The following is a 25,920-nucleotide window of genomic DNA, read 5'->3' as shown; positions in this document are numbered from 1 at the left end:
GTGAGGCCTGCTCAAAGTCGGGTTGGAAGAAGGGTTGTCGGCCCGAATTGTAGAGGGAAGAGGGGGGCGCAGGCAAATGTCTTATATCTTATATAAGACTTGGCATGATAGACGTTGCTTAAGCGCGACCCCGGGCGGGCCGCAAGGCGGCGCTAGCGCGCGTCCGCGTTGTAGACGATTTCCACCCGGGCGAAATTGGCGCCATGCTGCTTCACGTGCGCCTGGAACGGCGCGCTCTCGCCGGGCTTGAGCCGGGACACGCGCGGCGTCTGGAAGGTGGCGCCGGTCAACTGGCCCTGGGCGTCGTACAGGCTGACCCACAGCTTGACGTTCTCGACCTCGGCCGCGCTGTCGTTGCGCACCCGTCCGTGGACGGTGACGTACTTGTAGCGATAGCGGTAGGTGAAGTTCAGGGTGCCGGTGCCGACCGCGGCCTCGGTGTTCTCCACGGTCACGGCCAGCTGCGGCCGCGGGCCGGGCAGGGCGGCGCGCTTGGCCGGCAGCCAGTCGGTCTTGACTTCGGTGTAGCGCTCGACGCGGCCGGTCAGCGCGACCGGCACGCGTTCGCCGGGATAGAGCCGCGCGGGCAGGCTCCACGACTGCCGCAGGTCCAGCGCGCGCGAGCCGTCGTACACCGTGATCTCGGCCTTGGGCGCCAGCATCACGTATTCCTTGCTGGTGTTGACCAGTTCGGCGTAGAGGACCGGGCGTTCGATTTCGTCGAGCAGCCGGCGCGGCGCCGACAGCTTGAGCGCGGCCGGGTCGAAGAGCGCGAAGCCGGGGTCCAGCAGTTCCTCCGTGCTCAGGCGCACGTGGTCGATGACGCGCACGTTGGCCGGGCTGACCCGCACGATGCGGGTGGTCGGGGCGCTCTCGCGCGGGGCTTCCTCGCGCGGCGCGGCGGAGGCGGGCGCGTCGGCGCGCGCGCTCCAGGGCAGGATGGCGGTGTATTTCCACAGCGCGTAGCCGCCGGCGGCAAGCAGGATCAGCCCCAGGGCGGCCATGGCCGGCCGGGACAGGCGTCCGGAATGGGAATGGCTAGCGTTCACTTTGCACCATGTAGTCGTAAGAAGCCACCGGCCTGTCGGCCAGCATTTCGCAGCGCGCGTCGAAGGCGGTCAGCGCGCCCGGCGCCAGCGGGCTGGCCGAGCCGTAGCCGTTGCCGATGCCGATCAGGGTTCCGTCGTCGGCGTACAGCATGACTGTGACCTGGCTGCTGTTGGCCGCCTCGGCGCCTTCGTTCTTGAGCAGGCCCACCAGGCGGTAGCTGCCGTCGTTGCGCACCAGCTGGACCCGGCTGGCGGTGACGGCGTTGTTCTTGCCGCGCGCGGGCATGGGCCTGGCCACTTCCAGGGCGTAGCGGGTGTAGGCCTTGTCCGGCGCCTGGATCGTCAGCGGCGCGTATTCGCCCGGCTCCAGCGAACGCGCCGGCGCCGATCCCGAGGCCGAGGACAGCGACAGCTCGCCCTGGAAGAACGAGGCCGTGACGCGCGGCATGTCGATTTTCCTGCCGGTCTCGTTGCGCACCATCATGACGAGCAGGCGGGCGCCGCGGGTCTGCACTTCGCGCACGTCGGTCAGCTTGACCAGGGAAGCGTCGATCGCGGGCGCAGGCGCCGGCTGGCGCACGGGGCTGCTGCGGCCGCCTTCGGTCAGCAGCACCGCTGCCACCGGAATCGCGACGGCAAGCGCCACGGCGACGGCGGCCGCGGCCACGCTGCCGGAGCGCGGCTTGGCGGCCGGCTGCTGCATGTTGCGCAGGATCTTCTCCAGGCGCTGGGCGACGTTGTCTTCCACCAGCGTCACGGCATGGCAGTGGCTGCAGCGGTATTCGTTGGTGTCCAGCTTGGTGAACTGCGCACTGCCGCAGGTGGAGCAGGTCAGGGTCACCGTATTGATCGTGGTCTGTCGGGGCGTCATGGGCGCGAGTAGGGGGCGCGGATAGCGGGGCGCGAGCGGAAGGCAGGGCGGCAAGGATAGCGGACCGCGGGCGGGGCCGCGTGCATGAGCGCATCCATTTGTGACAAAACATGAGCGACGGTGCGCGGGCCGATGCTATCATCGCCGCCTGAAAATCGCCCATCCCCTAGTACGCCGTTCCCCCCGTCGATCCGCTCCCATGCCGCCGTCCCGCGCGGCGCCGGGCAGAGCCGAGGCAGGTCAGGCTCTACCCCTAGCAATGAGTATTTCCCAACACTTGCTGTTCCTGGTTTGCGTGGCGCTGGCCACCTATGCGCAGACGATGACGGGCTTCGCCTTCGGCCTGGTGCTGCTGGGCCTGTCGGGCGTGTTCCAGCTGGCCTCCGTGGCCGAGGTGGCCAACGTGGTCAGCGTGCTGTCGCTGGTCAACGCCGCCGTCACGCTGGCGCGGGCCAGGCCGCAGGTGAACTGGTCGCTGATCCGGCCTGCCATGTTTAGCAGCCTGGTCGGCGTGGGCGTGGGCGTGACCGCGCTGGCGTGGATCAGCGGTTCCATGGCGGTGCTGCTGCAGCTGCTGCTGGGCTGCACCATCGTGGCCTGCGCCGTCCTGCTGGTGGCGCGCGCACAGCCGCTGGCGCAGGTGTCCTCGCGCGGGTCGTTCCTGTTCTTCGGCGCCGTGTCGGGCGTGCTGGGCGGGCTGTTCTCCAGCGCCGGGCCGCCCATGGTCTATCACCTGTACCGCCAGCCGCTGCCGCTGGCCGCCATCCGCAACAGCCTGCTGATCCTGTTCTCGGTCAACGCGATGGCGCGCCTGACCCTGGTGACGGGACAGGGCGAATTCATGGCGTCCTCGTTCTGGCTGAGCGTGCTGGCGCTGCCGATCGTGATCGGCGTGACCTGGGTGGCGCGCCGCTACGCCACGGCCGGCTCGATGCAGACCGTCAAGCGCCTGGTGTTCATGCTGCTGCTGGCGGCCGGCCTGGGGCTGATCGTGCCGGCCTTCAGGACGCTGGCGGGCTAGCCGCGTTCGCCGGTGATGTAGCGTTCGAGTTCGTGGATGATGAATTTCTGTTCGCTCATCACGTCCTTGACCAGGTCGCCGATGGACAGCAGCCCGATCAGTTTGCCGTCCTCGATCACCGGCAGGTGGCGGAAGTGCCTTTCGGTCATCATCGCCATGCAGTGTTCGCGGGTGTCGGCGCGGCCCACGTAATACACCGAGTCGGTCATGATGTCGCGGACCTTGGTGGTGCGCGACGAGCGGTCCTGCAGAACGATCTTGCGGGCGTAGTCGCGCTCGGTCAGCATGCCCAGGACCGCGTCGCCCTGGACCACCACCACGGCGCCTATGCTGCGTTCGGCCATGGTCTTGATTGCGTCGTAGACCGATGCGTCCGGCGAGACCGTCACGACGGATTGGTTGGCCTTTTCCCTGAGAAGCTCAGCAACTGTCTTCACGATGTGCTCCCGAATCGCTGGTGAAGTCGAACCATGCTCCATCCTAAGCCGGTCGGCCGTGTTGCCGCAAGCCGCCCGCTTCCCTGTGGTTTTTTCGGCTTGACTATTTCATCGCCTTGTCACGGAAGGCCTGGCTGGCCATGGCGCGCAGGTTGCGGGCGGCGCTGCGTTCGGTGGCCGGGTTCCAGGCCAGCGAAATGCCGATGGTGGCGTCGCCGGGAAAATCGGCCAGCGTCTTGTAGACCACGTTGGTGCCTGGATGGCGGCGGCCGCCGGCCGGCACCAGGGCCACGCCCAGGCCGCTTTCGACGAGGCTGAGCAGGGTCTGCACCTGCACCGCCTCCTGCGTGATGCGCGGCGTGAAACCGCGCAGCTGGCAGGCGTTGATGGCGGCCATGCGCAGGCCGGCCGCCTCGTCGGCGGTATACATGATGAAGGCTTCGTCGGCCAGGTCCGCCAGCCGGATGCGGCCGCGCCGCGCCAGCGGATGCGTCTTGGGCACGGCCAGCGCGAAGTTCTCGGTGGTCAGCGGCGTGAGCCGCACGTTCGAGCCCATCGCCACCGGCACGCGCACGATGCCGATCTCCAGCGTGTCTTCTTCCAGCTCCTGCATGATGCGTATCGACGTGGCTTCGCGCAGCACCACGTTGACGCCCGGATAGCGCTGGCGAAACGGCGGCAGGATGCGCGGCAGCACCGCGTGGGTGGCCGAGCCCACGAAGCCGATGCGCACCGTGCCGCCTTCGCCGGCCGCGCCGGCGCGCGCGGCCTGGCGGAACTGTTCGGCATGGAACAGGGCGCGTCGCGCCTCGTCCAGCGCCGCCAGGCCGGCTTCGGTCAGCTTGACGCCCTGGCGTCCGCGGATGAACAGCGGCACGCCCACGGTCTCTTCGAGCTTGCGGATGGACACCGACAGCGGCGGCTGCGACATGTGCAGCTTTTCGGCCGCGCGGTGGAAGTTCAGCGTTTCGGCCAGAACGAGGAACTGCTGCAGGTGACGGAAATCCATGGTGGCGGTCCGGTTGGGGCGTGCCACAGATGATACGGGCTGCATATCGTTTCCGGCATCGGTGCTATCCCGCCGCTATCAGGCGATCGCGCCGGCCGCGCGCAGCGCGGCCAGCGCCGCGTCGTCCAGGGCCAGCGCGCGGCCCAGCACGGCGTCGGTGTGTTCGCCCAGGCGCGGCGGCGCGGCGGGTTCGCGCGGCGGCGTGCCGCGCAGGTGCAGCGGCGAGCGCAGCAGGCGCAGCGTGCCGTGCCGGGCGTCGGGCGTGTCGGCGATCATGCCGCGCGCCGCGATCTCGGGCGCCTCCAGGGCCTCGTCCACGCGCCGCACCGCGCCGGCGGGTATGCCGGCGGCGCGCACCCGTTCCAGCCAGTGCGCCGTGCCGGCCTCGGCGAACTCCGCCTGCAGCATGGGAATGAGGCGCTCGCGGTTGAGCACGCGCGCGCGGTTGGTGGCGTAGTCCGGGTCGGCGCTCCATTCCGGATGCCCGAGCAGGGCGCACAGGCGCGCGAACTGGCCGTCGTTGCCGACAGCCAGGGCGAAAGAGCCGTCGCGCGTGGCGAAGATCTGGTAGGGCACCACGGTGGGATGGCCGTTGCCCAGGCGTCCCGGCTTGTGGCCGGCCGCCAGGTAGCCAGCGCCCACGTTGGCCAGCACGCTGACCGCGCCGTCCAGCAGCGCCAAGTCGATGTGCTGGCCGCGGCCGCTGCGCGCGCGCGCCAGCAGCGCGGCCAGGATGGCCTGCACGCCGTTCATGCCGGTGACCAGGTCGGTGATGGCCACGCCCAGCTTCATGGGCGCGCCTTCCGGTTCGCCGGTGATCGACATCAGCCCGCTTTCGGCCTGGATCACGAAGTCGTAGCCCGGCTCGGCCGCGCGCGGCCCGCTGCGGCCGTAGCCGCTGATGGAGCAATAGACCAGGCCGGGATTGAGGGCGGCCAGGTCTTCGTAGCCCAGCCCGAAAGCCTCGAGCGCGCCCAGCCGGTAGTTCTCGACCAGCACGTCGGCCTGCCGCGCCAGCTCGCGCACGATGCGCTGGCCCTCGGGATGCTTGAGGTTGACGGCCACCGATTCCTTGCTGCGGTTGGCGCACAGGAAATAGGTGGATTCGCCGCCCACGTCGGGGGGCGACCAGCTGCGGGTGTCGTCGCCCTGTCCGGGGGCCTCGATCTTCCAGACTTCGGCGCCCAGGTCGGCCAGGGTCTGCGTGCACCAGGGGCCGGCCAGCACGCGGCTCAGGTCGAGCACGCGGATGCCGGCCAGCGGCAGGTCGTCGCGCGGCGCGTCGCTCATGCGGCCTCCTTGGCGCACAGCGCGCCACGCAGGAACGACAGCGCATCGCCGCCATCGGCCAGCGCCTGCGCGCCGATGCGTTCGTGCCAGTGGCTTTCCGAGCCGCCGGCCAGCCGCCATTCGCGCAGCCGCCGGGTGTAGAGCTGCAGGTCGTATTCCTCGGTCACGCCGATGGCGCCGTGCACGGCGTGCGCGATATCGGCCACCAGCGGCGCGGCCAGGCTGGCGCGCGCCTTGCCGGTCGCGGCCAGCAGCGGCGCGGGCCGGCCCTCGGCGCCCTGGAACGCCAGCTGCGCGGCCATGCGCGCGGCCCATACCTGTTCGGCCATCACGCTGACCTGCTGCTGTATGGCCTGGAAGCGGCCGATGGGCTTGCCGAACTGCGCGCGCTGGTTGGCGTAGTCCAGCGTCATGGCCAGCACCCGTTCCATCGCGCCGGCCATCAGGCCGGCATAGGCGGCCGCGGCCAGCGTGTCCAGCGCGCCGCCGCCCTCGATGCGTTCGGCGTCGGCCAGATCCCAGGACGCATCCGCCGACAGGCTGGCGTGCACGCCGCCGGCTTCGATGCGCGCGGCCTGCGCGGGCAGCAGCCAGGCCTGGCCGTCGGCCTGGGCCAGCACGTAGTCCGCGCTGCGCATCCAGGGCACGCCGGCGCCATGCAGGCGTCCGTCGCGCAGCGTCACGCCGTGCGGGGCCAGCGCGATCGAGCCGGTGGGCTGCGGCCGTCCGGCGCGGCACAGCCAGGGGCGCGCCAGCACGGTGTGGGCGATGGGATAGGGGCACAGGTGGCGGCCGGCGGCCAGCACCACGGGCAGCGCCTCGGCCAGCTCCAGTCCGGCGCCGCCGTCCGCCTCGGGCACCAGCGCGTCGCCGAAGCCGGCGTCTTCGCAGGCCTGCCAGGCCTCGGCGGGCCGCTGACCCTGCTCGGCGCGGCGGATGACGTCGGGCGTGCAGGTCTGCGCGAACAGGCGTTCTGCCGCGTCGCCAAAAATATTGTCCATGAGTCTGTCCTTATCGAAGGCCAAGGCCGCGGGCGATGATGCCGCGCAGGATTTCGCGGGTGCCGCCGCGCAGCGAGAACGTGGGCGCCACCTGTTCCAGGTACGCCAGCGTGCGCAGCAGCGGCGGGGGAGGCGGCTGGTCCGGCCGGCGCGCCAGCGCGTCGCCGATCAGCCGCGGGATGGCCTGTTCCAGTTCGGTGCCCAGGTCCTTGACCAGCGCGGCCTCGGTGGCGGGGCTGAGCCCGGCCGCCAGCTTGCCGGCGATGGCCAGCGACATGGCGCGCAGCACCGCCATCTGCGACAGGATGCCGCCCAGCAGCGCGCGGTCGCCGGCGTCCGGGTCCTGGCCGCGGCAGTGCGTCAACCAGCACTGCAGCAGCGCGATGCTGGAATACAGGCGTTCGGGTCCGCTGCGCTCGAACGCCAGTTCGGCGTTCACCTGGGCCCAGCCCGCGCCCTCCGCGCCGATCAGGGCGTCGGCGGGCAGCGCCACGTTGTCGAAGAACACTTCCGAGAAATGCGCATCGCCGGCCAGGTCTTCGATGGGGCGCACCGAGACGCCGGGCAGCGACAGGTCCACGATGAATTGCGACAGCCCCTGGTGGCGGTCCTCGGCGGTGCCGGACGTGCGCACCAGCGCGATCATGTAGTGCGAGCGGTGCGCGTTGGTGGTCCAGATCTTGCTGCCGTTCAGGCGCCAGCCGCCGGCGGCCGGTTCGGCGCGCGTGCGGATGCTGGCCAGGTCCGAGCCCGATCCCGGCTCGCTCATGCCGATGCAGAAGAACGCTTCGGCGCGGCAGATGCGGGGCAGGTAGAACGCCTGCTGCGCGGGCGTGCCGTACTTGAGGATCAGGGGCGCGCTCTGGCGGTCGGCGATCCAGTGCGCCGAGACCGGGGCGCCGGCGGCCAGCAGCTCTTCGGACAGGACGAAGCGCGCGAAATGGCCGCGCGCCGATCCGCCATGCTCGCGCGGCAGCGTCAGCCCCAGCCAGCCGCGTTCGGCCAGGCGCCGGCTGAATTCGGCGTCGTAGCCCATCCACGAGCGGGCGCGCGCGTCGGGTTCGAGTCCGTCCAGCGTCTGCGCCAGGAAGTCCCGGACCTCGGCGCGCAAGGCTTCGTCTTCGGGCGGGATGGCGGTAAGTTCCAGCGTATCTATCATGGGGCGCTCCGATGCAGGCCAGGCGCCGCAGCATGGCGCCGGGCTTCACTATCGATGAGCGTGGTGAAAGCTGTCCAATATTATTTTTTTGATTTCCGATATCGGTTTCGAATCGAATGAGCAAGGATGGCCGATACCGATCCCGTATCGGGATGGAAAAATTTAATATTGGACGGCAACCTCCCGCATCCCTACGCTGATGGAGGGGGCGCGCGCGTCGCGTCGCCCGGCTGGCTTTTTTCATCGAACAGGAGGAGATCCATGACGGATCTGGTGCAGTACGAGCAGCGCGCCGACGGCGTGGTCACCTTGACCTTGAACGATCCCAAGACCCGCAACGCCCTGACCGGCAGCACGATGGTGGACGAACTGCTGGCGGCGTTCGCGCGGATCGAACGCGACCCCGAAGTCCGGGTGCTGGTGATCACCGCGGCTGGCAGCGTGTTTTCGTCGGGCGGCAACGTCAACGACATGCAGCGCCAGATCGGCCCGGAAGTCGGCAGCGCGGCGCTGCGCCAGGAATACCGCCACGGCATCCAGCGCCTGCCGCTGGCGCTGCATGCGCTGGAAGTCCCGACCATCGCCGCGGTCAACGGCCCGGCCATCGGCGCGGGCTGCGACCTGGCCTGCATGTGCGACGTGCGCATCGCGGCCGAGGAAGCCGCCTTCGCCGAGAGCTTCGTGAAGCTGGGCATCGTGCCCGGAGACGGCGGCGCCTGGTTCCTGCCGCGCCTGATCGGCATGGCGCGCGCGGCCGAGATGTCCTTCACCGGCGACGCCATCGACGCGCGCACCGCGGCCGAATGGGGCCTGGTCTCGCGCGTGGTGCCGGCGGCCGAACTGCTGCCCGCGGCGCATGCGCTGGCCGCGCGCATGGCGGCCAATTCGCCCGACGCGGTGCGCCTGACCAAGCGCCTGCTGCGCGAAAGCCAGCACGCGCGCCTGGACACGCTGCTGGAGCTGTCGGCGGCCTATCAGGCGCTCGCCCACAAGACGCCGGCGCACGCGCAGGCGGTGCAGGAATTCGTCGCCCGCCGCGCCGCGCGCAAGGCCTGAACGGCAGACGCGGGGCCGGGCGCGGCAGTATGATGGGAAGCATCACAAGGAGGAAACACCATGAATGAAGTCATCGTCGCGTCCGCCATGCGCACCGCCATCGGCGATTTCGGAGGCGCGCTGAAAGACGTGCCGCCGTGCGACCTGGGCGCCACCGTCATCAAGGCCGCGCTCGAACGCGCCGGCGTCAAGGGCGACGAGGTCGGCCACGTCGCGGTCGGCCATGTCATCAACACCGAGCCGCGCGACATGTACCTGTCGCGCGTGGCCGCCATGAACGCCGGCATCTCCAAGGAAACCCCGGCCTTCAACGTCAACCGCCTGTGCGGCTCGGGCCTGCAGGCCATCGTGTCGGCGGCCCAGACCATCATGCTGGGCGACGCCGACATCGCCATCGGCGCCGGCGCCGAAAGCATGAGCCGCGCGCCCTACATCGCCCCGGCCCAGCGCTGGGGCGCGCGCATGGGCGACAGCGTCATGCTGGACATGATGACCGGCGCGCTGTCCGATCCCTTCGGCCGCATGCACATGGGCGTGACCGCCGAGAACGTGGCGGCGCGCTTTGACATCAGCCGCCAGGACCAGGACGCGGTGGCCGCCGAATCGCACCGCCGCGCCGCGGCCGCGATCGACGCCGGCTATTTCCGCGACCAGATCGTGCCGGTGGTGCTGAAGTCGCGCAAGGGCGAAGTCGTGTTCGACACCGACGAGCACGTGCGCCGCGACGTCTCCGCCGACAGCCTGGCCACGCTCAAGCCGGTGTTCAAGAAAGAAAACGGCACCGTCACGGCGGGCAACGCCTCGGGCCTGAACGACGGCGCGGGCGCCGTGGTGCTGATGAACGCCTCGGTCGCGGCCAAGCGCGGCATCAAGCCGCTGGCCCGCCTGGTGGCCTACGCCCACGCCGGCGTGGACCCGGAAATCATGGGCATCGGCCCGGTGCCGGCCACCCAGGCCGCGCTCAAGCGCGCCGGCCTGACCGTGGACCAGCTCGACGTGATCGAAGCCAACGAAGCCTTCGCGGCCCAGGCCTGCGCGGTGACGCGCGAGCTGAAGCTGGACCCGGCCAAGGTCAACCCCAACGGCAGCGGCATCGGCCTGGGCCACCCCATCGGCGCGACCGGCGCCATCATCACCGTCAAGGCGCTGCATGAACTGCAGCGCGTGGGCGGCCGTTATGCGCTGGTGACGATGTGCATCGGCGGCGGGCAGGGCATCGCCGCGATCTTCGAGCGCATCTGACCGCAGTTAGGTCTCAGGCGGGGGACGCGTAGTCGCGCGCCCACGCCTGGCATTCCGCCTGCAGCAGCGCGCCCATCTGCGCCCGCCGGGGCGCGTCCAGCCGGCTGCTGATCGCGCCGAAGCTGAAAGCCACCCACGTCAGTTCCGACACCTGGAACGCCACGCCCACGCCGGAGACGCCCGGCGTGATGGTGTCCACGATCTCCGAATGGCCCGCCTTGCGGGTCTGCCTGACCGCCTGCATCAGCGCCGCGCCGGTGACGCCGCTTTGCGCGTAGCCGGCGGCATGGCGCGCGTACAGCGCGGCGATTTCCTCGTCCGGCAGGGCGGCCATCAGCGCCAGCCCGCCGGCGCCCACGCCCAGCAGACGCCGCTCCCCCTGGTCGGTGGTGAACACCTTCACCGGAAACGAGCCGGCCTCGCGCAGCAGGCACAGCGCGTAATCGCCCTGGCGTATCACCAGGAACACCGTATCGCCCGATAGCCGCGCCAGCCTTTGCGCGAACGGCCGCAGCGCGTCCAGCAGCGGCGCGCGCCGCAGCGCCGCGAAGCCGAGCTGCATGGAATCCACGCCCAGGCGGTAGCGCCGGGTGCCGGGATCGCGCTCGGCGAACTGTTCCTCAAGCAGGCTGCTCAGCAGGCGGTGCGCGGTCGAGCGCTCCAGCCCGGTGGCGGCCATCACGCCTTGCAGATCGATGCCTTCTTCCTGGTGCTGGGCCAGCACGCGCAGCAGGGCCAGCGCCCGCCGCATGCTTTGGGTCCCGCCGGTTGACGCCTGTTTGTTCATAATGTGGGAAAAAATTGATGAATATTTTGTATTTTAGGATTCCGGGTGCGTTAATTCAATCCAACGGACCGCGCCGCCCTCGATGGCGCGGCAAGACAAGGACGAGGAGACCATGGAATACGCCACCCTGGCCGTCGATCGGTACGACGCCGTATGCCGCATCAGCCTGGCGCGCGAGTCCGCGCGCAATGCCCAGAGCCAGCAGATGCTGGACGAACTCGACGACGCCCTGACCCGGGCCGAGCAGGACGACTCGGTGCGGGTCGTGGTCCTGGCGGGCCGCGGCGCGCATTTCTCGGCCGGGCACGACCTCAAGGAAGCCCAGGCCAAGCGCGCCGACTTCACGGTGGAAGAGCGCTGGGAATATGAATCGCGCCGCTACTACGGCTATTGCATGCGCATCTGGGACTTTCCCAAGCCCACCGTGGCGCAGGTGCAGGGCGCCTGCGTGGCCGGCGGATTCATGATCGCCAATATGTGCGACCTGGTGGTCTGCGCCGACAACGCCTATTTTTCCGACCCCGTCGGCCACACGCTGGCGGCCGCGGCCACCGAGGTGCTGATCCATCCCTGGGTGATGGGGCTGCGCAAGGCCAAGGAAATGCTCTACACGGGCGAGAAGGTCGACGCCCAGGAAGCGCTGCGGATCGGCATGGTCAACCGCGTGGTGCCCGAGGCCGAGCTGGAGGCCGCGACGCTGGCGCTGGCGCAGCGCATCGCCCAGGCGCCGCCTTTCGGCCTGCGCCTGATCAAGCGTTCGCTCAACCGCACCGCCGACGCCCAGGGTTTGCGCACGGCGCTGTCGGCGCACTTCGATACGCACCAGCTGTCGCACATGAGCGAAGAATTCCGCGCCGTGCGCGACCGTGGACTGGCCCAGGCCATCCAGCGCAACAAGGAGGGCAAGACGGCATGACCCTCAGCCTGGACCCCTTGCTCAATCCGCGCTCCATCGCGATGATCGGCGCCAGCGCCGATCCCGGGCGCATCGGCGGCATGCCGCTGGACCTGCTGACCCGCTTCGGCTACGAGGGCGGCATCTATCCGGTGAACCCGAAGTACCAGGAAGTGTTCGGCCGGCGCTGCTGGCCCGATATCGAATCCGTGCCCGAGGCCGTGGACCTGGCGGTGCTGGCGATCGCGGCCGCCGACGTGACGCCCATGCTGCGCCGCTGCCATGCCAAGGGCGTGCGGGCCGCCATCGTCTACGCCGCGGGCTTCGCCGAGGCTGGCGGGGAGGGCGCGCGCCTGCAGCAGGAGCTGGAAGCCTTCGTGGCCGAGAGCGGCATGGCCGTGGCCGGGCCGAACTGCATGGGCTTCGCCAATCTCAACACCCAGGCCTATACCGCGTTCGCTTCGGTCTTCAAGACGTCGCCCCGGCAAAGCGGGCCGGGCAACGTCAGCCTGCTGACGCAAAGCGGCAACGTGTGCGCCGCGGTTTACGCCATCGCGCGCAGGCTGGACCTGCCGTTCTCGCATTTCATCAACACCGGCAACGAGGCCTGCCTGGATTTCTCGCAGTACCTCGAATACCTGGCCGCCGATCCGCAGACCGAAATCGTGCTGGGCTATATCGAACAGCTGCGCGACGGCGAGCGCTTCGTGCGCGCCTGCCGCGAGCTGGAGCGCCAGGGCAAGCTGCTGATCGCGCTCAAGGCCGGCACCACGGACAAGGGCGCGCAGGCGGTGCAGTCGCACACCTCGGCGCTGGCCGGCGACCGGCGCGTGTACGGCGCGGCCTTCCGCCAGCTCAACGTGATCGAGGCCACCGACTTCGCGCAGATGGCGCACCTGGCCAGCCTGGCGACGCTGCGCCACCGCAGCGCGGGCAAGCGCGTCGCGGTGCTGACCATGTCGGGCGCGCTGGGCGCCATCCTGGCCGACAAGTTCATCGGCGCCGGGCTGGAACTGCCCGACCTGCCGGCCGATCTGCAGGCGGTGCTGCGCGGCGGCATCCCGGACTACGGCATGGTGGGCAACCCGGTGGACGTGACCGGCAACGTGGTCAACGATCCCGAATTCGTGCGCACCGCGCTGCAGGCGCTGGCCACCAGCGACGCGATCGACGCCGTGGTGGTGTATGCGCCCGGCTACATGCTGGACCGCATGGCCGACGCCCTGGCCGAGGTGTCGCGCCAGCATCCGCGGCTGTTCGTGGCCATCGACACCGGCCTGGCCCAGAGCCGCGCCGCGCTGCGCGAGGCCGGGGTGGCGGTGTTCGAAGACCTGGGCCTGGCGGTCTCGGCGCTGGCGCCCTACCTGCTGTGGTGCGAGGCGCGCGGCGCCCGCCGCATCGCCGCCGCGCCGGCGGCCGTGCCGGCCGCGGTGCCGGCCCTGCCGTGCAACGAGGCCGACGCCCGCGCCTATGTGGCCGCCTTCGGCCTGCCGCAGGCCCGGGCGCGCGCCGCGCGCAGTGCCGACGAGGCCGTGGCGGACGCGCGCGCTGCCGGTTATCCGGTGGCCTTGAAGATCCTCAGCGCCGACATCGCGCACAAGACCGAGATCGGCGGTGTGGCCCTGAACCTGGCCGACGACGCGGCCGTGCGCGCCGCCTACGACGCGGTCACGCAGGCCGCGGCGCGGGCCCAGCCCGATGCGCGCATCGACGGCGTGCTGGTGCAGAAGATGGAACGCGGCGTCGCCGAGATCATCGTGGGCGCGACCCGCGATCCGGTGTTCGGCCCGGTGCTGACGGTGGGCCTGGGCGGCGTGCTGACCGAGCTGTACCAGGACACCAGCCATCGCCTGCTGCCGGTGGACGAGGACATCGCCCTGCAGATGCTGCGCGAACTGAAGGCGTTCGCGCTGCTGGACGGCTACCGCGGCAAGCCGCGCGCCGACCTGGCGGCCGCCTGCCGCAGCATCGTGGCCGTGGGCAACGCCCTGCTGGCCGCGCCGGCGGCCGTGTCGGAAATCGAAGTCAATCCCTTGCTGATCAAAGAGGCGGAACAAGGCGTCGCGGTGCTGGACGCCCTGATTCTGCCCGTAACCCCGTAGCGCGCAGGCGCTCACCGTAATCCCAGGAGGAGACATGATGAAGCAAAGCATGATGAAGAAACTGCTGGCCGGCGTGGCGCTGGCCTGCCTGGGCGCCGCCGGTCCGGCGTTGGCCCAGGACGACTATCCCAATCGCCCCGTGCGCATCGTGGTGCCGTTCTCGCCGGGCGGCGCGGCCGACATCATGAGCCGCGTGCTGGCCGAGAAGCTCGGCGCCAGGCTGGGCCAGCCGGTCATCGTCGAGAACAAGCCCGGCGGCGGCACCATGATCGCGTCCGACTACGTGGCGCGCGCCGCGCCCGACGGCTACACCCTGCTGATGGCGGCGTCCTCGCTGGGCATCGCGCCCAGCATCTACGCCAAGGTCAACTACGATCCCATCAAGGACTTCACTCCCGTCACCCAGGTGGCCTCGGTGGTGCACGTGCTGGAAGTGCATCCCTCCGTGCCGGCCAAGAACGTGGGCGAACTCATCGCCTACCTGAAGGCCAACCCGGGCAAGGTGAGCTACGGCTCGGTGGGAACCGGCAGCTCCACCCACCTGGAGGCCGAACTGTTCAACAGCATGGCCGGCGTGCAGATGACGCACATCCCGTACAAGGGGAGCTCGCCGGCCCTGAACGACCTGGTGGCCGGCCGCCTGCAGGTCATGTTCGATGCCTGGGCCTCGTCCGGTCCCTTCGTCAAGGACGGCAAGCTGCGCGCGCTGGCGGTGACCACCACCAAGCCTTCGGCTTCGGTGCCGGACCTGCCGACCGTGGCGGCTTCCGGCCTGCCCGGCTACTCCGCCATGCCGTGGCTGGGCCTGGTGGCGCCGGCCGGCACGCCGCAGCCGGTGGTCGACAAGCTCTACCAGAACCTGGCCCAGATCCTGCAGCAGCCCGAGGTCAAGACGCAGTTCGTGGGGCTGGGGCTGGACATCATCGGCAGCGATCCCAAGACCTTCGCCGCCTTCATCCGCCAGGACGTGACGACCTGGGCCAAGGTCGCGCGCGATTCGAACATCCGCCTGGAGTAAAGGCATGACCCAGTTGGAAACCGCCGCGGCGGACGACGAGACTTTCCGCCGCGAGCTGCGCGCGTGGCTGCAATCGGCCTATGCGGACTTCGTCCGCGGCTGGCCGGGCGCGGCCGATCCGCGCGATCTGGACTTCCGGCGCGCCTGGGAGGACACGCTGTGCGCGCACGGCTGGTCCGGGCTGGGCTGGCCCAGAGAGTACGGCGGGCAGGCGCTGCCGCTGTCGCGCCAGGCGGTCTTTCACGAAGAGCATGCGCGCTGCGGCGCGCCGCTGGGCGTGAACCTGATCGGCCACGGCATACTCGCGCCCACGCTGCTGCATTTCGGCAGCGAGGAGCAGAAGCGCCGCTTCCTGCCCGGCATCCTGTCCAACCGCGAAGTGTGGTGCCAGGGCTATTCGGAGCCGGGCGCCGGCTCCGACCTGGCCTCGGTGCGCACCCGCGCCGAGCCTGCGCCGGGCGGCTACGTGCTCAACGGCCACAAGATCTGGACCTCGTTCGCGGATCGCGCGCAGCGCTGCTTCGTGCTGGCGCGCACCGATCCGCAGTCGGCGCGCCATAAGGGCCTGAGCTTTCTGCTGGTGGACATGCGCAGCCCGGGCGTGCGCGTCGAGCCCATCCGCCAGCTCACCGGCGAGGCCGAGTTCTGCGAAGTCTTCTTCGAGAACGTCCACGTGCCGCGCGAAGACCTGCTGGGCGAGGAAAACCAGGGCTGGAAGATCGCCATGGCCGCGGCCAGCTTCGAGCGCGGCACCTACTTCATCCCGCGCCTGGTGCGCTTCGCGCAGGAGCTGCAGCAGATACGCGAACTGGCGCAGCGCGCCGACGCCTACGGCCGGGTGCCGGCGGCCTCGGCCGCCGTGCGCCAGCGCTGGGCGCGGCTGGCCGCCGACAGCCACGTGCTGGCGCTGAAGTCGCAGCGCGCGCTGGCCGGCGCCATGCGCGGCGATCCGCCGGGACCGGAAGGCTCGTCCACCAAGATCCACTGGAGCGAGGCGCACCAGCGCCTGCTCGAACTGTCGCTGCAACTGCTGGGCGAAGCGGCCTGCGTGGCGGCAGGCCCGGCCGATCCGCGCGCGGCGGGGCTGGTGCACGCCTACCTGTGGTCGCGCGCCGAAACCATTTTGGCTGGCACTTCGGAGATCCAGCGCAACATCATCGCCGAGCAGATGCTCGGCCTGCCCAAGGCTTGAATTCCATGGACCTGCATCCGACCGAAGACCAGCGCATGCTGCAAGACGCGGCCCGGCGCTACCTGGCCGAACGCCATCCCCTGTCCACGGCCCGGGCCGCCTGCGAGCAGCCCGCGCGCACGCGCCTGGAACAATGGCGCGGCATCGCCGAACAAGGCTGGCCGGCGCTGCTGGCGCCCGCCGCGCACGATGGGCTGGGCCTGGGCATGCGCGAGGCCTGGATCGTGGCCGAAGCCGCCGGCCGCCATCTGCTGGGCCTGCCGCTGGCGGCCAACATGACGCTGCTGCCCACGCTGTGCGAGGCCGGCGCGGGCGGCCCGGCGCCGCAATGGGCCGCCGCCATGATGGCGGGCGAAACCTATTACGCCGACGCCGCGCTGCGTCCCGACGGCTCGGCCTATGTCGAAGGCGCGGGCGAGGGCGTGCGCGCGCTGGCCCTGCGCCGCACCGGCGAGGCCTCGCTGCGCGCCGAACTGCTGGCGCCGCTGGCGGGCGAGGCCGGGCTGGACCCGACCATGCCGGTGGCGCAGGCCGCGCGCGTGCAAGTGCTGGAGAGCGTCGAACTCGAATCGGCCCCCGGCGTCTGGGAACGCCTGCGCACGCGCCTGCGGCTCTTGCGCTCGGCGGAACTGCTGGGCGCGGCCTCGGCCGCGCTCGACATGGCGGCGGCGTACGCGCGCGAACGCCGCCAGTTCGACCGCGCCATCGGCGCCAACCAGGCCATCAAGCACCGGCTGGCCGAGGACTGGATGGCCCTGGACGACGCCAGGCTGGCCGGCTGGGCGGCCGCGGCCGCGCTGGACGAGGCCGCGGCTTCGGCGTCGCGCGACGCCCTGTTCGTGCCGCTGCTGGCGGTCGAGGCCGGCAGGCGGGCCGTGCAGAACGCGATCCAGACCCACGGCGCGATGGGCGTGACCTGGGAATGCGACGCGCATCTGTATCTGAAGCGCGTGCTGCGGCTGGCGGCCAGCCTGGAGGCAGAGGTGTCTTGCGCGGATCTGTTGGAGCGGATCTGGGAGGCCGCCTGATGGGTTTCGCGCGCTTGGCAGTTGCGTTCTCTCGCGCTGCACCCATCCTACGTTCGGACCCTGATGCGTAGGATGGGTGCAGCGCGAGATTCCTTGCAAAAAAACTCAGATATCGAACGCGCGAAACCCATCAGGCGGCGCCAGCCGCCGCCTTTCGTGGCAAGAGACAAACGCCTGCATCCGCCTACAATCGCGCCATGAAAAAATCCGCCTTCCCGTCCGAACTCGACCAGCCGACCCTTTCCGAAGTGGACGGCATCCGCTACCTCCACTTCAACACCGAATGGGTGCAGGGCGCCATGCGCATCAAGAGCCCCGCCGAGCTGGTGCTGGAGTACACCGCCCAGATGATGGCCTGGCTGCTGTTCCTGGAGCCGCCCAAGGACGAGCCCATCGGCATGCTGGGCCTGGGCGCCGGATCGCTGGCGCGGTTCTGCGTCAAGCACACCCGCAGCCCGCTGCTGGCGGTGGAATGGAATCCGCGCGTGACCGCCGCCTGTCACATGTTCTTCCGCCTGCCCGGCGCCAACCGGCTCGAGGTCGAGCACGCCGACGCCGGCGTCTGGGTGGCCGACCCGCTCAACGCCGGGCGCTGCCCGGTGCTGATGGTGGACCTCTACGACGCCGCGGCCGAAGGCCCGGTGCGCGACAGCGTGAAGTTCTACCGCGACTGCCGCCGCGTGCTGGGCGAGGTCGGGGTGCTGGCGGTGAACCTGTTCGGGCGCCACGAGAGCTTCGGGCGCAACATCGACAACCTGTCCAAGGCCTTCGACGACCGCGTGCTGCTGCTGCCCGAAATCGACGCGGGCAACCAGATCGTGCTGGCCTTCTCCGGCCCGGCCCTGGCCATCACGCCGGCGCAGCTGCTGGCCCGCGCCGAAGCGGTGGAGGCGCGCTACGGCCTGCCGGCGCGGCGCTGGGCGCGCTCGCTGACGCGCCACGCGGTGGACGGCGTGCTGCACTTCTAGGCCGTGCCGCTGATTGGCCGGGCTTCGTCCGAGGACTAGAATTTTCCATCGACGATCGCCACCAGGGGGTTACCCATGAACGCCATTCAACTGAAGCTGCCGGCCGGCCTGGACAATCTGACGCAGGTCCGGCTCGACGCGCCGCGCGCGCCGGCCGCCGGCGAGATCCTGGTGCGGATCCGTGCCAGTTCGCTGAATTTCCACGACTACGCGGTGGCGACCGGATTGATGCCCACCGAGGACGGACGCATTCCGCTGTCGGACGGCGCCGGCGTCGTCGAGGCGGTTGGCAAGGGCGTCACGGAATTCGCGGTCGGCGATCACGTGGTGTCCTGCTTCTTTCCGCTATGGGAAAGCGGCGCGCCCGCCATCGCGGATTTCTCCACCACGCCGGGCGACGGCGTGGACGGCTATGCGCGTGAAAAGGTCACGCTTCCCGCCACCTGGTTCACGCGGGCGCCCAAGGGATACAGCCATGCGCAGGCGGCCACCCTGACCACCGCGGGGCTGACCGCCTGGCGCGCCCTGGTGGTTGACGGCGGCCTGAAGGCCGGCGACAGCGTCCTGGTCATGGGCACGGGCGGCGTGTCGATATTCGCCTTGCAGATGGCCAAGGCAATGGGGGCCAGCGTCATCGCCACCTCGTCCTCGGCCGCCAAGCTTGAGCGCCTGCGCGCGCTGGGCGCCGATCATGTCCTCAACTACAAGGAAGTCCCCGAGTGGGGACAGGCGGTGCTCGACCTTACCGGCGGCAGGGGCGTGGACCACGTCGTCGAGGTCGGCGGCCCGGGCACCTTGCCGCAGTCGATCGCCGCGTGCCGCATAGGCGGGCACATCGCCTTGATCGGCGTGCTGACCGGCATGGCCGGGCCGATTCCCACGGCGCTGATAATGGCCAGGCAATTGCGGCTGCAGGGCTTGATCGTCGGCAGCCGGCAGGATCAGAAAGACATGGTCCGCGCCCTCGAAAGCACCGGCCTGAAGCCGCAGATCGACAGCACGTTCGAGCTGGCCGAGCTGGCCGCCGCCTTCAGGCACGAAGCGTCCGGCGGGCACTTCGGGAAAATCGTCATCGCCGTCTGAGCCGCGGCCGGACGGCAAGCTAGGGTAGGTCCCAGGGCGGCGGGGGCTTTACGGCCTACGCGAACGGGGCCTATCATGGGTTTATTCATAATTATGAATTACAGGCAAGCCGCGCCCATGACCCAGCCCATTGTCCGCCAAGCGCTGTACCTGGAAGTCGCCGACCGGCTGCGCGGCATGATCCATGCGCGCTCGCTGCGCAACGGCGAATGGATAGACGAGCTGCGTCTGGCGGGCGAGCTGGGCATCTCGCGCACGCCCTTGCGCGAAGCCCTCAAGGTGCTGGCCACCGAAGGCCTGGTGCGGCTGGAGCCGCGCCGCGGCTGCTTCGTCAACGAGCTGTCGGCGCAGGACCTGGAAGACATTTTTCCGCTGATGGCCATGCTGGAAGGGCGTTGCGCGTTCGAGGCCGCGCGCAAGGCCAGCGACGAACAGCTGGCGGCGCTGGAGCCGCTGCATGCGGCGCTGGCCGGCCATGCGCGGGCCGGGCGCATCGACGCCTACTACAAGACCAACTATCTGATTCACGAGGCGGTGCAGGCGCTGGCCGGCAACCAGTGGCTGTCGGACATGGTCGGCAACCTGCGCAAGGTGCTGAGCCTGTCGCGCCACCGCAGCCTGTCGCAGCCGGGCCGGATCGAGCAGTCCTGCGCCGAGCACCTGGCCATTTTCGAAGCGCTCAAGGCGCGCGACGGCGAGGCCGCGCAGGCGCTCGCGCATACCCACCTGATGCGGCAGCTGGAAGCGCTGCGCGCATTGAGCCTTGCGGAGGCCGGCGAGCCGGCGCCGCCGGAACCCATCGTCATCGAGGAGCCCGCCCATGTCCGCACCCGCCAATCTCGCACCCGCGCGCGGCGCGCGCACGCCTGAGCCCGAGACCGACGGCGCCGAGGAAGCCGCGGGCCTGATCACCCGGCTCGGCCGGCTCTGGGAGCGCGGCCGCCTGCCCAGCGAATCCGAAGTGCGCCGCCTGTTCGAGGCGCGCCTGACCGACGTGGCCGCCAACAAGCTGGCGCGCCGCTGGTGTGAGCAGTACGCCGCGGCCCAGTCCAAGGACCGCCGGCTGATGCTGGCCGCGCTGGCCCAGGTCCGCGGCAGTTTCGCGGAATCCGCCGGCGAGGGCGCGCGCCTGTTCAAGCGCTTCAACGCCCAGCCGCAGGGGCTGCGCTTCCTGGTGGAATTGCGCGCCGACATGCTGCGCTGGCGCAAGCAGGTCGCCGGCCTGCAGGCGCTGGACAAGGACCTGGAAGGGCTGCTGTCCGCCTGGTTCGACGTGGGCCTGCTGGAACTGCGTCCGCTGACCTGGGATTCGCCGGCCTCGCTGCTGGAAAAGCTGATCCTCTACGAGGCCGTGCACGAGATCACGTCCTGGGACGACCTGCGCCGCCGCGTGTCGCCGGACCGCCGCTGCTACGCCTATTTCCATCCGCAGATGCCGGACGTGCCGCTCATCTTCGTGGAAGTGGCCTTCGCCAGCCACATGGCCGACGACGTGCAGGTGCTGCTCGACAGCACGCTGCCGCCGCAGGACCTGGACAAGGCGCGCTGGGCCATCTTCTATTCCATCTCGAACACGCAGCCCGGACTGAAGGGCATCAGCTTCGGCAACTTCCTGCTCAAGCGCGTGGTCGAGCAATTGCTGGACGAACTGCCCAAGCTCAAGTCCTTCGCCACGCTGTCGCCCATTCCGGGCTTCGCGGACTGGCTGGGCAAGCTGGAGGCCGATGCGGTCGAGGCCATCGTGCGCGAGGACAAGGCGCGCGCGCAAGCCCGCAAGCGCGAGGCCGCGCCCGACGGACAGCGCTGGGTCGCGCGCCTGGCGCGGGCCGCCCAGGGCAAGGCGCCGGACGTGGTCAAGCGGGCCGGACTGCGGCTGGCGGCCAGTTACCTGCAATCCATGAAGAACGGCCAGCCGCTGGACCCGGTGGCGCGTTTCCACCTGGGCAACGGCGCGCGCATCGAAAGGCTGAACTGGGCGGCGGACACCTCGCCCAAGGGGCTCAAGCAGTCCTGCGCCATGATGGTCAACTACCTGTACGACCTGGACGAACTGGACGACAACCTGGCCCGCCTGGGCGAGGGCAAGCCCCAGGTCAGCCGGGGCGTGGGGCGCGTGGCGAAACTACAAGATTGATCCGGTCCCGCGGCAGCCGCGGGACCATAGAGGAGGGGACATGACGGAAAACGCGGCTGGCCGCGTGCTGCTGGCGTGCGAGGGCCATCTGGCCTGGGTCACGCTGTCGCACCCGGGGCGCCTGAACGCCATCACGGTGGGCATGTGGCAGGAACTGCGCGAGGTCTTCGAAGACATCGCGGCCGACGACGGCGTGCGCTGCGTGATCGTGCGCGGCGCCGGCGGCAATTTCGCCGCCGGCGCCGACATACGCGAATTCCCGCAGCAGCGCGGCGACATGGCCGCGGTGCAGCGCTACCACCGCGAACTGCTGGCGCCGGCGCTGCGCGCGGTGGCGCTGTGCCCGCAGCCGGTGGTGGCGCAGATCGAGGGCGTGTGCGTGGGCGGCGGCCTGGAAATCGCCAGCCAGTGCGACCTGCGCATCGCCGGCAGTTCGGCGCGCCTGGGCGTGCCGATCAACCGGCTGGGCTTTCCCATGGCGCCCGACGAAATGAGCGGCCTGCTGGCGCTGGCCGGGCGGGCCGCGACCCTGGCCATCCTGCTGGAGGGCCGTGTATTCGGCGCCGAAGAAGCGCGCGAGCTCGGCCTGCTGACCCGCATCGTGGCCGATTCCGAGGTGGCAGACGCCGCCCGCCAGAGCGCCGAGCGCATCGCCCGCGGCGCGCCCCTGGCCGCCCGCATCAACAAACGCCTGTCCCGCAGGCTCGCCGCCGGCGGCGCGCTCAGCGAGGACGAATACCAGGATTACTTTTCCTACGCCGACAGCCGCGACCACAAAGAAGGCGTGCGCGCGTTCCTGGCCGGCACAGATCCCAACTTCTCCGGAGACTAGACAAGGTGAGCAACGCTAATCTATATGCCGTGCTGGAAGGCGGCTTTCCCGCGGACCGCAGCAAAGTCGCGCTGGAAACCCCCGAGCTGAAATACACCTGGGACGACATCGACCGCGCCACCGCGTGCCTGGCCAATCTGCTGGCCTCGCTGGACCTGCCCGACGGATCGCGCGTGGCGGTGCAGGTGGAGAAGTCGCCGGAAGCCTTGCTGCTGTATCTCGCCACGCTGCGCGCCGGCCTGGTGTACCTGCCGCTGAACACCGCCTACCGCGAATCGGAAATCGAATACTTCCTGGGCAACGCCGAGCCGGCCGTGGTGGTCTGCGCCAGCAAGAACCTGGAATGGGTGCGCCGCGCCGCCGACAAGGCCGGCTGCGCGCACGTCTACACGCTGGACGAGGACCGCACCGGCACCTTGCTGGAGGCCGCGGGAAGCCTGTCGCAGCGCTTCGAGACCGTGGCGCGCGAGCCCGGCGACCTGGCCGCCATCCTGTACACGTCCGGCACCACCGGGCGCAGCAAGGGCGCGATGCTGTCGCACGGCAACCTGGCCGCCAACGCCCGCGTGCTGCACGACTACTGGGGCTGGCGCAGCGACGACGTGCTGCTGCACATGCTGCCCATCTTCCACGTGCACGGCCTGTTCGTCGCCTCGCACGGCGCGCTGCTGGCCGGCGCGAAGATGATCTGGCTGCCCAAGCTGGACGCCGACCAGGCGCTGCGCTACCTGCCGCAGAGCACGGTGATGATGGGCGTGCCCACCTACTATGTGCGGCTGCTGGCCGACCCGCGCTTCGACCGCAAGGTCTGCGCGCGCATGCGCTTGTTCATTTCGGGCTCGGCGCCGCTACTGGCCGAGACTTTCTCGGAGTTCCAGAAACGCAGCGGCCACGCCATCCTGGAGCGCTACGGCATGAGCGAAACCGTCATGCTGACCTCCAACCCCTACGATCCCGCGCTGGGCGAGCGCCTGGCCGGCACCGTCGGCCGCGCGCTGCCGGGCGTGCAGGTCCGGGTGGTGGACGACGCGGGCGTCGCGCTGGCGCCGGGCGAGATCGGCAACGTGCAGGTGCGCGGCCCCAACGTGTTCTCGGGCTACTGGCGCATGCCGGAAAAGACCCGCGAGGAATTCACCGAGGACGGCTGGTTCAAGACGGGCGACGTGGGCCGCTGGGGCGGCGAATCCGCCGGCCGCGACGTGCCCGCCGATTACCTGTCCATCGTGGGCCGCAGCAAGGACCTGATCATCTCGGGGGGCTACAACGTCTACCCCAAGGAAATCGAGACCCTGATCGACGACATGCCCGGCGTGGCCGAGTCCGCCGTCATCGGGGTGCCGCATGCCGATTTCGGCGAAGCCGTGGTCGCCGTGGTGGTGCCCAGGAACGGCGCGGCGCTGGACGCGGACGCCATGCAGGCCGAGCTGAAGGCGCGCATCGCCAATTTCAAGGTGCCCAAGCGCGTGCACATCGTCGACCAGTTGCCCCGCAACACCATGGGCAAGGTCCAGAAGAACGTGCTGCGCGAAACGTACGGCACGTTGTGAGGCCGTCCGCCCGTTCCGAATCCTTCTTCCAGGAGCCCATGCCCAGATAAAGCCCCAAAGACCGAGCAGCATCATTCCATAAAAAAACCGGAAGACCCCAAGGGGCTTCCCCGAGCTGCAGCAAGAGGAGACAAAATGAAATATCGCACTATCGCCGCGGCCCTGGTCGCCGTCTGCGCCGCGGGCTACGGCGGCGCGGCCGCCGCCCAATGGCCGGAACGTCCGATCACGCTGATCGTGCCGTTCCCGGCCGGCGGCGGCACCGACACCTTCGCCCGTCCGCTGGCCCAGCAACTGACCACCCAGCTGGGCCAGACCGTGGTCATCGACAACAAGGGCGGCGCCGGCGGCACCGTGGGCGCCGGCGTGGCGGCCAAGGCCAGGCCGGACGGCTACACCTTCTTCATGGGCGGCGCCCACCACGCGCTGGCCCCCTCGCTCTACAAGAACCTCAGCTACGACATCCAGAAGGACTTCGTGCCGGTCGCGCTGGTGGCGCAGCCGCCGCAGGTCATCGTCATCAATCCGGGCAAGCTGCCGGTCAAGACCGTGCAGGAGCTGATCGCCTACGTCAAGAAGCGTCCGGGCGAAATCAACTTCGGCACCGCCGGCAAGGGCAGCACCCACCACCTGGCCGGCGAGCTGTTCGCGATGCAGACCGGCATCAAGCTGGTGGACGTGCCGTACCAGGGCGCCGGGCCGATGCTGTCGGCGCTGATCGGCGGGCAGGTGGACCTGGCCTTCGACGGCCTGGGCTCCTCGGCCGGCCATATCCGCTCCGGCACGATCAAGCCGCTGGCGGTGGCCGCGGCCGAGCGCTCGCCTTCGCTGCCCGACGTGCCCACCGCCGCCGAGGCGGGCGTGCCCAACTACGTGGTCTCGACCTGGTACGCGATCTGGGCGCCTGCCGGCACGCCGCAGGAAGCGGTGGACAAGATGAGCGCCGAAATCACCAAGGCCTTGAACGCGCCCAAGATCAAGGAAACCTGGACCAGCAACGGCTCGGCCGTGCCGACCTTGACCGGACCGGCGTTCGGCAAGTTCGTCGACAGCGAAGTCGAACGCTGGGCCAAGGTGGTGAAGGACTCGGGGGTGAAGCTGGATTGAGGCATGCGCGGGCCGGATTTTGAATTAATATTGATAATCGTTATCAATTTTGAATTTGCGGTCCGGCCCGTCGAATGCCATGAGTCNCGGCTGTCACTTTCCGGTTTTCGATTGGCATACAGGTGAAGCATCGAATTACTTCGCCTGGAACCAACGATATGTCTCTGCCTTTTTCCTCCTCCCGTCCCGTCGCGCCGGCGCGCCCGCGCATGCAGGCCCTGGCCGCGCTGGCGCTGGCCGCGGCCGCCGGCGCCGCGGTTCTGCCCGCGCTGGCCCAGCCTGCGGGCGCCGTGCCGGCGCTGCATTCGGTGGACGTGCCGGCCGGCGCGCTCGGCGCGGCGCTGTCCGGTTTCGCCCGGCAGGCCGGCGTGCTGCTGTCCTTCGACCCGGCGCTGGCCGCGGGCATGGAGACCGCCGGGCTGCACGGCGCCTATGGCGTGGAGCAGGGCTTCGCGGCGCTGCTGGCCGGCACCGGCCTGCAAGCCGTGCGCCGCGCCGACGGCGATTATCTGCTGCAGCATGCCCCCGGCGCGCAGACGGCCGAACTCGACGCCGTGGTGGTGCTGGGCGCCGGCGCAACCACCGAAGGCAGCGGCTCCTATACCGCGGACTGGATGCGGTCGGCCAACGGCCTGGTGCTGACGCAGCGCGACACGCCCCAGTCCACCAGTATCGTGACGCGCCAGCAGCTCGACGACCAGGCCATGGGCAGCGTGCGCGACGTCATGGAGCACGCCACCGGCATGAACGTCCAGCAAAGCGAGACCGACCGGCTCAGCTATTATTCGCGCGGCTTCCAGATGGACACCATGCAGTTCGACGGCGTGGTCAAGCCGCTGGACAATACCTACCAGTTCGGCGAAGGCAATCTGGACCCGGTCATCTATGACCACGTGGAAATCATCCGCGGCGCGACCGGCCTGATGAGCGGCACCGGCAATCCGGGCGGGTCGGTCAGTTTCATTCGCAAACGGCCGACGCGCGAGTTCCAGGGCAGCCTGAGGGCCATGGGCGGCAGCTACGACACCTATCGCGGCGAGGTCGATTTGTCGGCGCCGCTCACCGGTTCGGGAGCGGTGCGCGCCCGCGTGG

Annotated in this window: 24 protein-coding genes; 16 read left to right on the top strand and 8 right to left on the bottom strand. The window is 69.9% G+C overall.

The window, feature by feature from the left end:
• Positions 1-152 precede the first annotated feature (152 nt).
• A complete protein-coding gene (locus tag C1I89_RS08970; RefSeq protein WP_258231370.1) occupies positions 153-1,049 on the bottom strand; it encodes an FxLYD domain-containing protein in 897 nt (298 codons plus the stop codon).
• Positions 1,039-1,920 (bottom strand): FxLYD domain-containing protein, encoded by an 882-nt coding sequence (locus C1I89_RS08965; protein WP_102772416.1) that lies wholly within the window; start codon positions 1,918-1,920, stop codon positions 1,039-1,041. Before C1I89_RS08965 ends, C1I89_RS08970 begins: the two co-directional genes overlap by 11 nt.
• A gap of 259 nt (positions 1,921-2,179) precedes the next feature.
• On the opposite strand from C1I89_RS08965, the gene C1I89_RS08960 reads away from it, so the two are divergent.
• A complete protein-coding gene (locus C1I89_RS08960) occupies positions 2,180-2,941 on the top strand; it encodes a TSUP family transporter (protein ID WP_102772415.1) in 762 nt (253 codons plus the stop codon).
• On the opposite strand, the gene C1I89_RS08955 is transcribed toward C1I89_RS08960, so the two are convergent.
• The 5 genes from C1I89_RS08955 to C1I89_RS08935 form a co-directional block, all read right to left on the bottom strand.
• Positions 2,938-3,378, bottom strand: a complete 441-nt coding sequence (locus C1I89_RS08955; protein WP_102772414.1) for a CBS domain-containing protein — start codon at positions 3,376-3,378, stop codon at positions 2,938-2,940. The two genes, C1I89_RS08960 and C1I89_RS08955, sit on opposite strands and share 4 nt — an antisense overlap.
• A gap of 103 nt (positions 3,379-3,481) precedes the next feature.
• Positions 3,482-4,387 (bottom strand): LysR family transcriptional regulator, encoded by a 906-nt coding sequence (locus C1I89_RS08950; RefSeq protein ID WP_102772413.1) that lies wholly within the window; start codon positions 4,385-4,387, stop codon positions 3,482-3,484.
• A gap of 78 nt (positions 4,388-4,465) precedes the next feature.
• Positions 4,466-5,677 carry a CaiB/BaiF CoA transferase family protein gene (locus C1I89_RS08945; protein ID WP_102772412.1) on the bottom strand — a complete coding sequence of 404 codons (1,212 nt, stop codon included), beginning with the start codon at positions 5,675-5,677 and terminating at the stop codon, positions 4,466-4,468.
• Entirely contained in the window at positions 5,674-6,678 is a 1,005-nt protein-coding gene (locus C1I89_RS08940) for an acyl-CoA dehydrogenase family protein (RefSeq protein WP_102772411.1), read from the bottom strand. Before C1I89_RS08940 ends, C1I89_RS08945 begins: the two co-directional genes overlap by 4 nt.
• 10 nt (positions 6,679-6,688) lie before the next feature.
• Positions 6,689-7,837: an acyl-CoA dehydrogenase family protein gene (locus tag C1I89_RS08935; RefSeq protein WP_102772410.1), complete on the bottom strand. Its 1,149-nt coding sequence runs from the start codon at positions 7,835-7,837 to the stop codon at positions 6,689-6,691.
• Positions 7,838-8,098: 261 nt separating this feature from the next.
• Here C1I89_RS08935 and C1I89_RS08930 point away from each other — a divergent pair, with 261 nt between their 5' ends.
• Together C1I89_RS08930 and bktB are read left to right on the top strand one after the other, a co-directional pair.
• Positions 8,099-8,893, top strand: coding sequence for a crotonase/enoyl-CoA hydratase family protein (locus C1I89_RS08930; protein WP_102772409.1), 795 nt, complete (start codon positions 8,099-8,101; stop codon positions 8,891-8,893).
• 60 nt (positions 8,894-8,953) lie between these two features.
• On the top strand, positions 8,954-10,135 hold the full coding sequence (bktB, locus tag C1I89_RS08925) for a beta-ketothiolase BktB (protein ID WP_102772408.1): 1,182 nt from the start codon (positions 8,954-8,956) through the stop codon (positions 10,133-10,135).
• 13 nt (positions 10,136-10,148) lie between these two features.
• Here the strand turns inward: bktB and C1I89_RS08920 are convergent, their stop codons facing one another.
• The gene (locus tag C1I89_RS08920) at positions 10,149-10,922 is read right to left on the bottom strand and encodes an IclR family transcriptional regulator (RefSeq protein WP_102772407.1); all 774 of its coding nucleotides are present in this window, start codon (positions 10,920-10,922) and stop codon (positions 10,149-10,151) included.
• A gap of 112 nt (positions 10,923-11,034) precedes the next feature.
• Between C1I89_RS08920 and C1I89_RS08915 the strand changes: the two genes are divergently transcribed.
• From C1I89_RS08915 to C1I89_RS08855, 13 genes are all read left to right on the top strand, one after another.
• Positions 11,035-11,838 (top strand): enoyl-CoA hydratase, encoded by an 804-nt coding sequence (locus C1I89_RS08915; protein WP_102772843.1) that lies wholly within the window; start codon positions 11,035-11,037, stop codon positions 11,836-11,838.
• Positions 11,835-13,919 carry an acetate--CoA ligase family protein gene (locus C1I89_RS08910; RefSeq protein ID WP_102772406.1) on the top strand — a complete coding sequence of 695 codons (2,085 nt, stop codon included), beginning with the start codon at positions 11,835-11,837 and terminating at the stop codon, positions 13,917-13,919. Before C1I89_RS08915 ends, C1I89_RS08910 begins: the two co-directional genes overlap by 4 nt.
• A gap of 49 nt (positions 13,920-13,968) precedes the next feature.
• Complete coding sequence (locus C1I89_RS08905; protein ID WP_102772842.1) at positions 13,969-14,937, top strand: Bug family tripartite tricarboxylate transporter substrate binding protein; 969 nt, start codon at positions 13,969-13,971, stop codon at positions 14,935-14,937.
• A gap of 4 nt (positions 14,938-14,941) precedes the next feature.
• Positions 14,942-16,129, top strand: coding sequence for an acyl-CoA dehydrogenase family protein (locus C1I89_RS08900; protein WP_102772405.1), 1,188 nt, complete (start codon positions 14,942-14,944; stop codon positions 16,127-16,129).
• Positions 16,130-16,134: 5 nt separating this feature from the next.
• On the top strand, positions 16,135-17,157 hold the full coding sequence (locus C1I89_RS08895) for an acyl-CoA dehydrogenase family protein (RefSeq protein ID WP_102772404.1): 1,023 nt from the start codon (positions 16,135-16,137) through the stop codon (positions 17,155-17,157).
• 197 nt (positions 17,158-17,354) lie between these two features.
• On the top strand, positions 17,355-18,125 hold the full coding sequence (locus C1I89_RS08890) for a spermidine synthase (protein ID WP_102772403.1): 771 nt from the start codon (positions 17,355-17,357) through the stop codon (positions 18,123-18,125).
• A gap of 75 nt (positions 18,126-18,200) precedes the next feature.
• Positions 18,201-19,208, top strand: a complete 1,008-nt coding sequence (locus C1I89_RS08885) for a zinc-dependent alcohol dehydrogenase family protein (RefSeq protein ID WP_102772402.1) — start codon at positions 18,201-18,203, stop codon at positions 19,206-19,208.
• A 117-nt stretch (positions 19,209-19,325) separates the two neighbouring features.
• Positions 19,326-20,078, top strand: a complete 753-nt coding sequence (locus C1I89_RS08880; protein ID WP_102772401.1) for a GntR family transcriptional regulator — start codon at positions 19,326-19,328, stop codon at positions 20,076-20,078.
• Positions 20,029-21,342: a malonyl-CoA decarboxylase domain-containing protein gene (locus C1I89_RS08875; protein ID WP_168202096.1), complete on the top strand. Its 1,314-nt coding sequence runs from the start codon at positions 20,029-20,031 to the stop codon at positions 21,340-21,342. Before C1I89_RS08880 ends, C1I89_RS08875 begins: the two co-directional genes overlap by 50 nt.
• A gap of 40 nt (positions 21,343-21,382) precedes the next feature.
• Positions 21,383-22,174, top strand: coding sequence for an enoyl-CoA hydratase/isomerase family protein (locus C1I89_RS08870; protein WP_102772400.1), 792 nt, complete (start codon positions 21,383-21,385; stop codon positions 22,172-22,174).
• 5 nt (positions 22,175-22,179) lie between these two features.
• A complete protein-coding gene (locus C1I89_RS08865; protein ID WP_102772399.1) occupies positions 22,180-23,721 on the top strand; it encodes a malonate--CoA ligase in 1,542 nt (513 codons plus the stop codon).
• 135 nt (positions 23,722-23,856) lie between these two features.
• Positions 23,857-24,828 (top strand): Bug family tripartite tricarboxylate transporter substrate binding protein, encoded by a 972-nt coding sequence (locus C1I89_RS08860; RefSeq protein ID WP_102772398.1) that lies wholly within the window; start codon positions 23,857-23,859, stop codon positions 24,826-24,828.
• A gap of 158 nt (positions 24,829-24,986) precedes the next feature.
• Positions 24,987-25,920 (top strand): TonB-dependent siderophore receptor (locus C1I89_RS08855; RefSeq protein ID WP_146196895.1); only part of this gene is annotated, 934 nt, incomplete at its 3' end.

The organism is Achromobacter pulmonis (genome assembly GCF_002885955.2).
Lineage (GTDB): Bacteria > Pseudomonadota > Gammaproteobacteria > Burkholderiales > Burkholderiaceae_B > Achromobacter > Achromobacter pulmonis_A.
The sequence above is the reverse complement of the archived record's forward strand: the minus strand, read 5'-3'. Positions and strand labels throughout refer to the sequence as shown.

Excerpts from the sequence above, each read along its gene's own strand:
- C1I89_RS08920 (WP_102772407.1), bottom strand. The coding sequence starts at position 10,922 with ATGAACAAACAGGCGTCAACCGGCGGGACCCAAAGCATGCGGCGGGCG.
- C1I89_RS08950 (WP_102772413.1), bottom strand. The coding sequence starts at position 4,387 with ATGGATTTCCGTCACCTGCAGCAGTTCCTCGTTCTGGCCGAAACGCTG.
- C1I89_RS08875 (WP_168202096.1), top strand. The coding sequence starts at position 20,029 with ATGTCCGCACCCGCCAATCTCGCACCCGCGCGCGGCGCGCGCACGCCT.
- C1I89_RS08940 (WP_102772411.1), bottom strand. The coding sequence starts at position 6,678 with ATGGACAATATTTTTGGCGACGCGGCAGAACGCCTGTTCGCGCAGACC.
- C1I89_RS08870 (WP_102772400.1), top strand. The coding sequence starts at position 21,383 with ATGACGGAAAACGCGGCTGGCCGCGTGCTGCTGGCGTGCGAGGGCCAT.
- C1I89_RS08960 (WP_102772415.1), top strand. The coding sequence starts at position 2,180 with ATGAGTATTTCCCAACACTTGCTGTTCCTGGTTTGCGTGGCGCTGGCC.
- C1I89_RS08905 (WP_102772842.1), top strand. The coding sequence starts at position 13,969 with ATGATGAAGAAACTGCTGGCCGGCGTGGCGCTGGCCTGCCTGGGCGCC.
- C1I89_RS08890 (WP_102772403.1), top strand. The coding sequence starts at position 17,355 with ATGAAAAAATCCGCCTTCCCGTCCGAACTCGACCAGCCGACCCTTTCC.
- C1I89_RS08880 (WP_102772401.1), top strand. The coding sequence starts at position 19,326 with ATGACCCAGCCCATTGTCCGCCAAGCGCTGTACCTGGAAGTCGCCGAC.
- C1I89_RS08895 (WP_102772404.1), top strand. The coding sequence starts at position 16,135 with ATGGACCTGCATCCGACCGAAGACCAGCGCATGCTGCAAGACGCGGCC.
- C1I89_RS08900 (WP_102772405.1), top strand. The coding sequence starts at position 14,942 with ATGACCCAGTTGGAAACCGCCGCGGCGGACGACGAGACTTTCCGCCGC.
- C1I89_RS08945 (WP_102772412.1), bottom strand. The coding sequence starts at position 5,677 with ATGAGCGACGCGCCGCGCGACGACCTGCCGCTGGCCGGCATCCGCGTG.
- C1I89_RS08935 (WP_102772410.1), bottom strand. The coding sequence starts at position 7,837 with ATGATAGATACGCTGGAACTTACCGCCATCCCGCCCGAAGACGAAGCC.
- C1I89_RS08965 (WP_102772416.1), bottom strand. The coding sequence starts at position 1,920 with ATGACGCCCCGACAGACCACGATCAATACGGTGACCCTGACCTGCTCC.
- bktB (WP_102772408.1), top strand. The coding sequence starts at position 8,954 with ATGAATGAAGTCATCGTCGCGTCCGCCATGCGCACCGCCATCGGCGAT.
- C1I89_RS08860 (WP_102772398.1), top strand. The coding sequence starts at position 23,857 with ATGAAATATCGCACTATCGCCGCGGCCCTGGTCGCCGTCTGCGCCGCG.
- C1I89_RS08885 (WP_102772402.1), top strand. The coding sequence starts at position 18,201 with ATGAACGCCATTCAACTGAAGCTGCCGGCCGGCCTGGACAATCTGACG.
- C1I89_RS08915 (WP_102772843.1), top strand. The coding sequence starts at position 11,035 with ATGGAATACGCCACCCTGGCCGTCGATCGGTACGACGCCGTATGCCGC.
- C1I89_RS08910 (WP_102772406.1), top strand. The coding sequence starts at position 11,835 with ATGACCCTCAGCCTGGACCCCTTGCTCAATCCGCGCTCCATCGCGATG.
- C1I89_RS08930 (WP_102772409.1), top strand. The coding sequence starts at position 8,099 with ATGACGGATCTGGTGCAGTACGAGCAGCGCGCCGACGGCGTGGTCACC.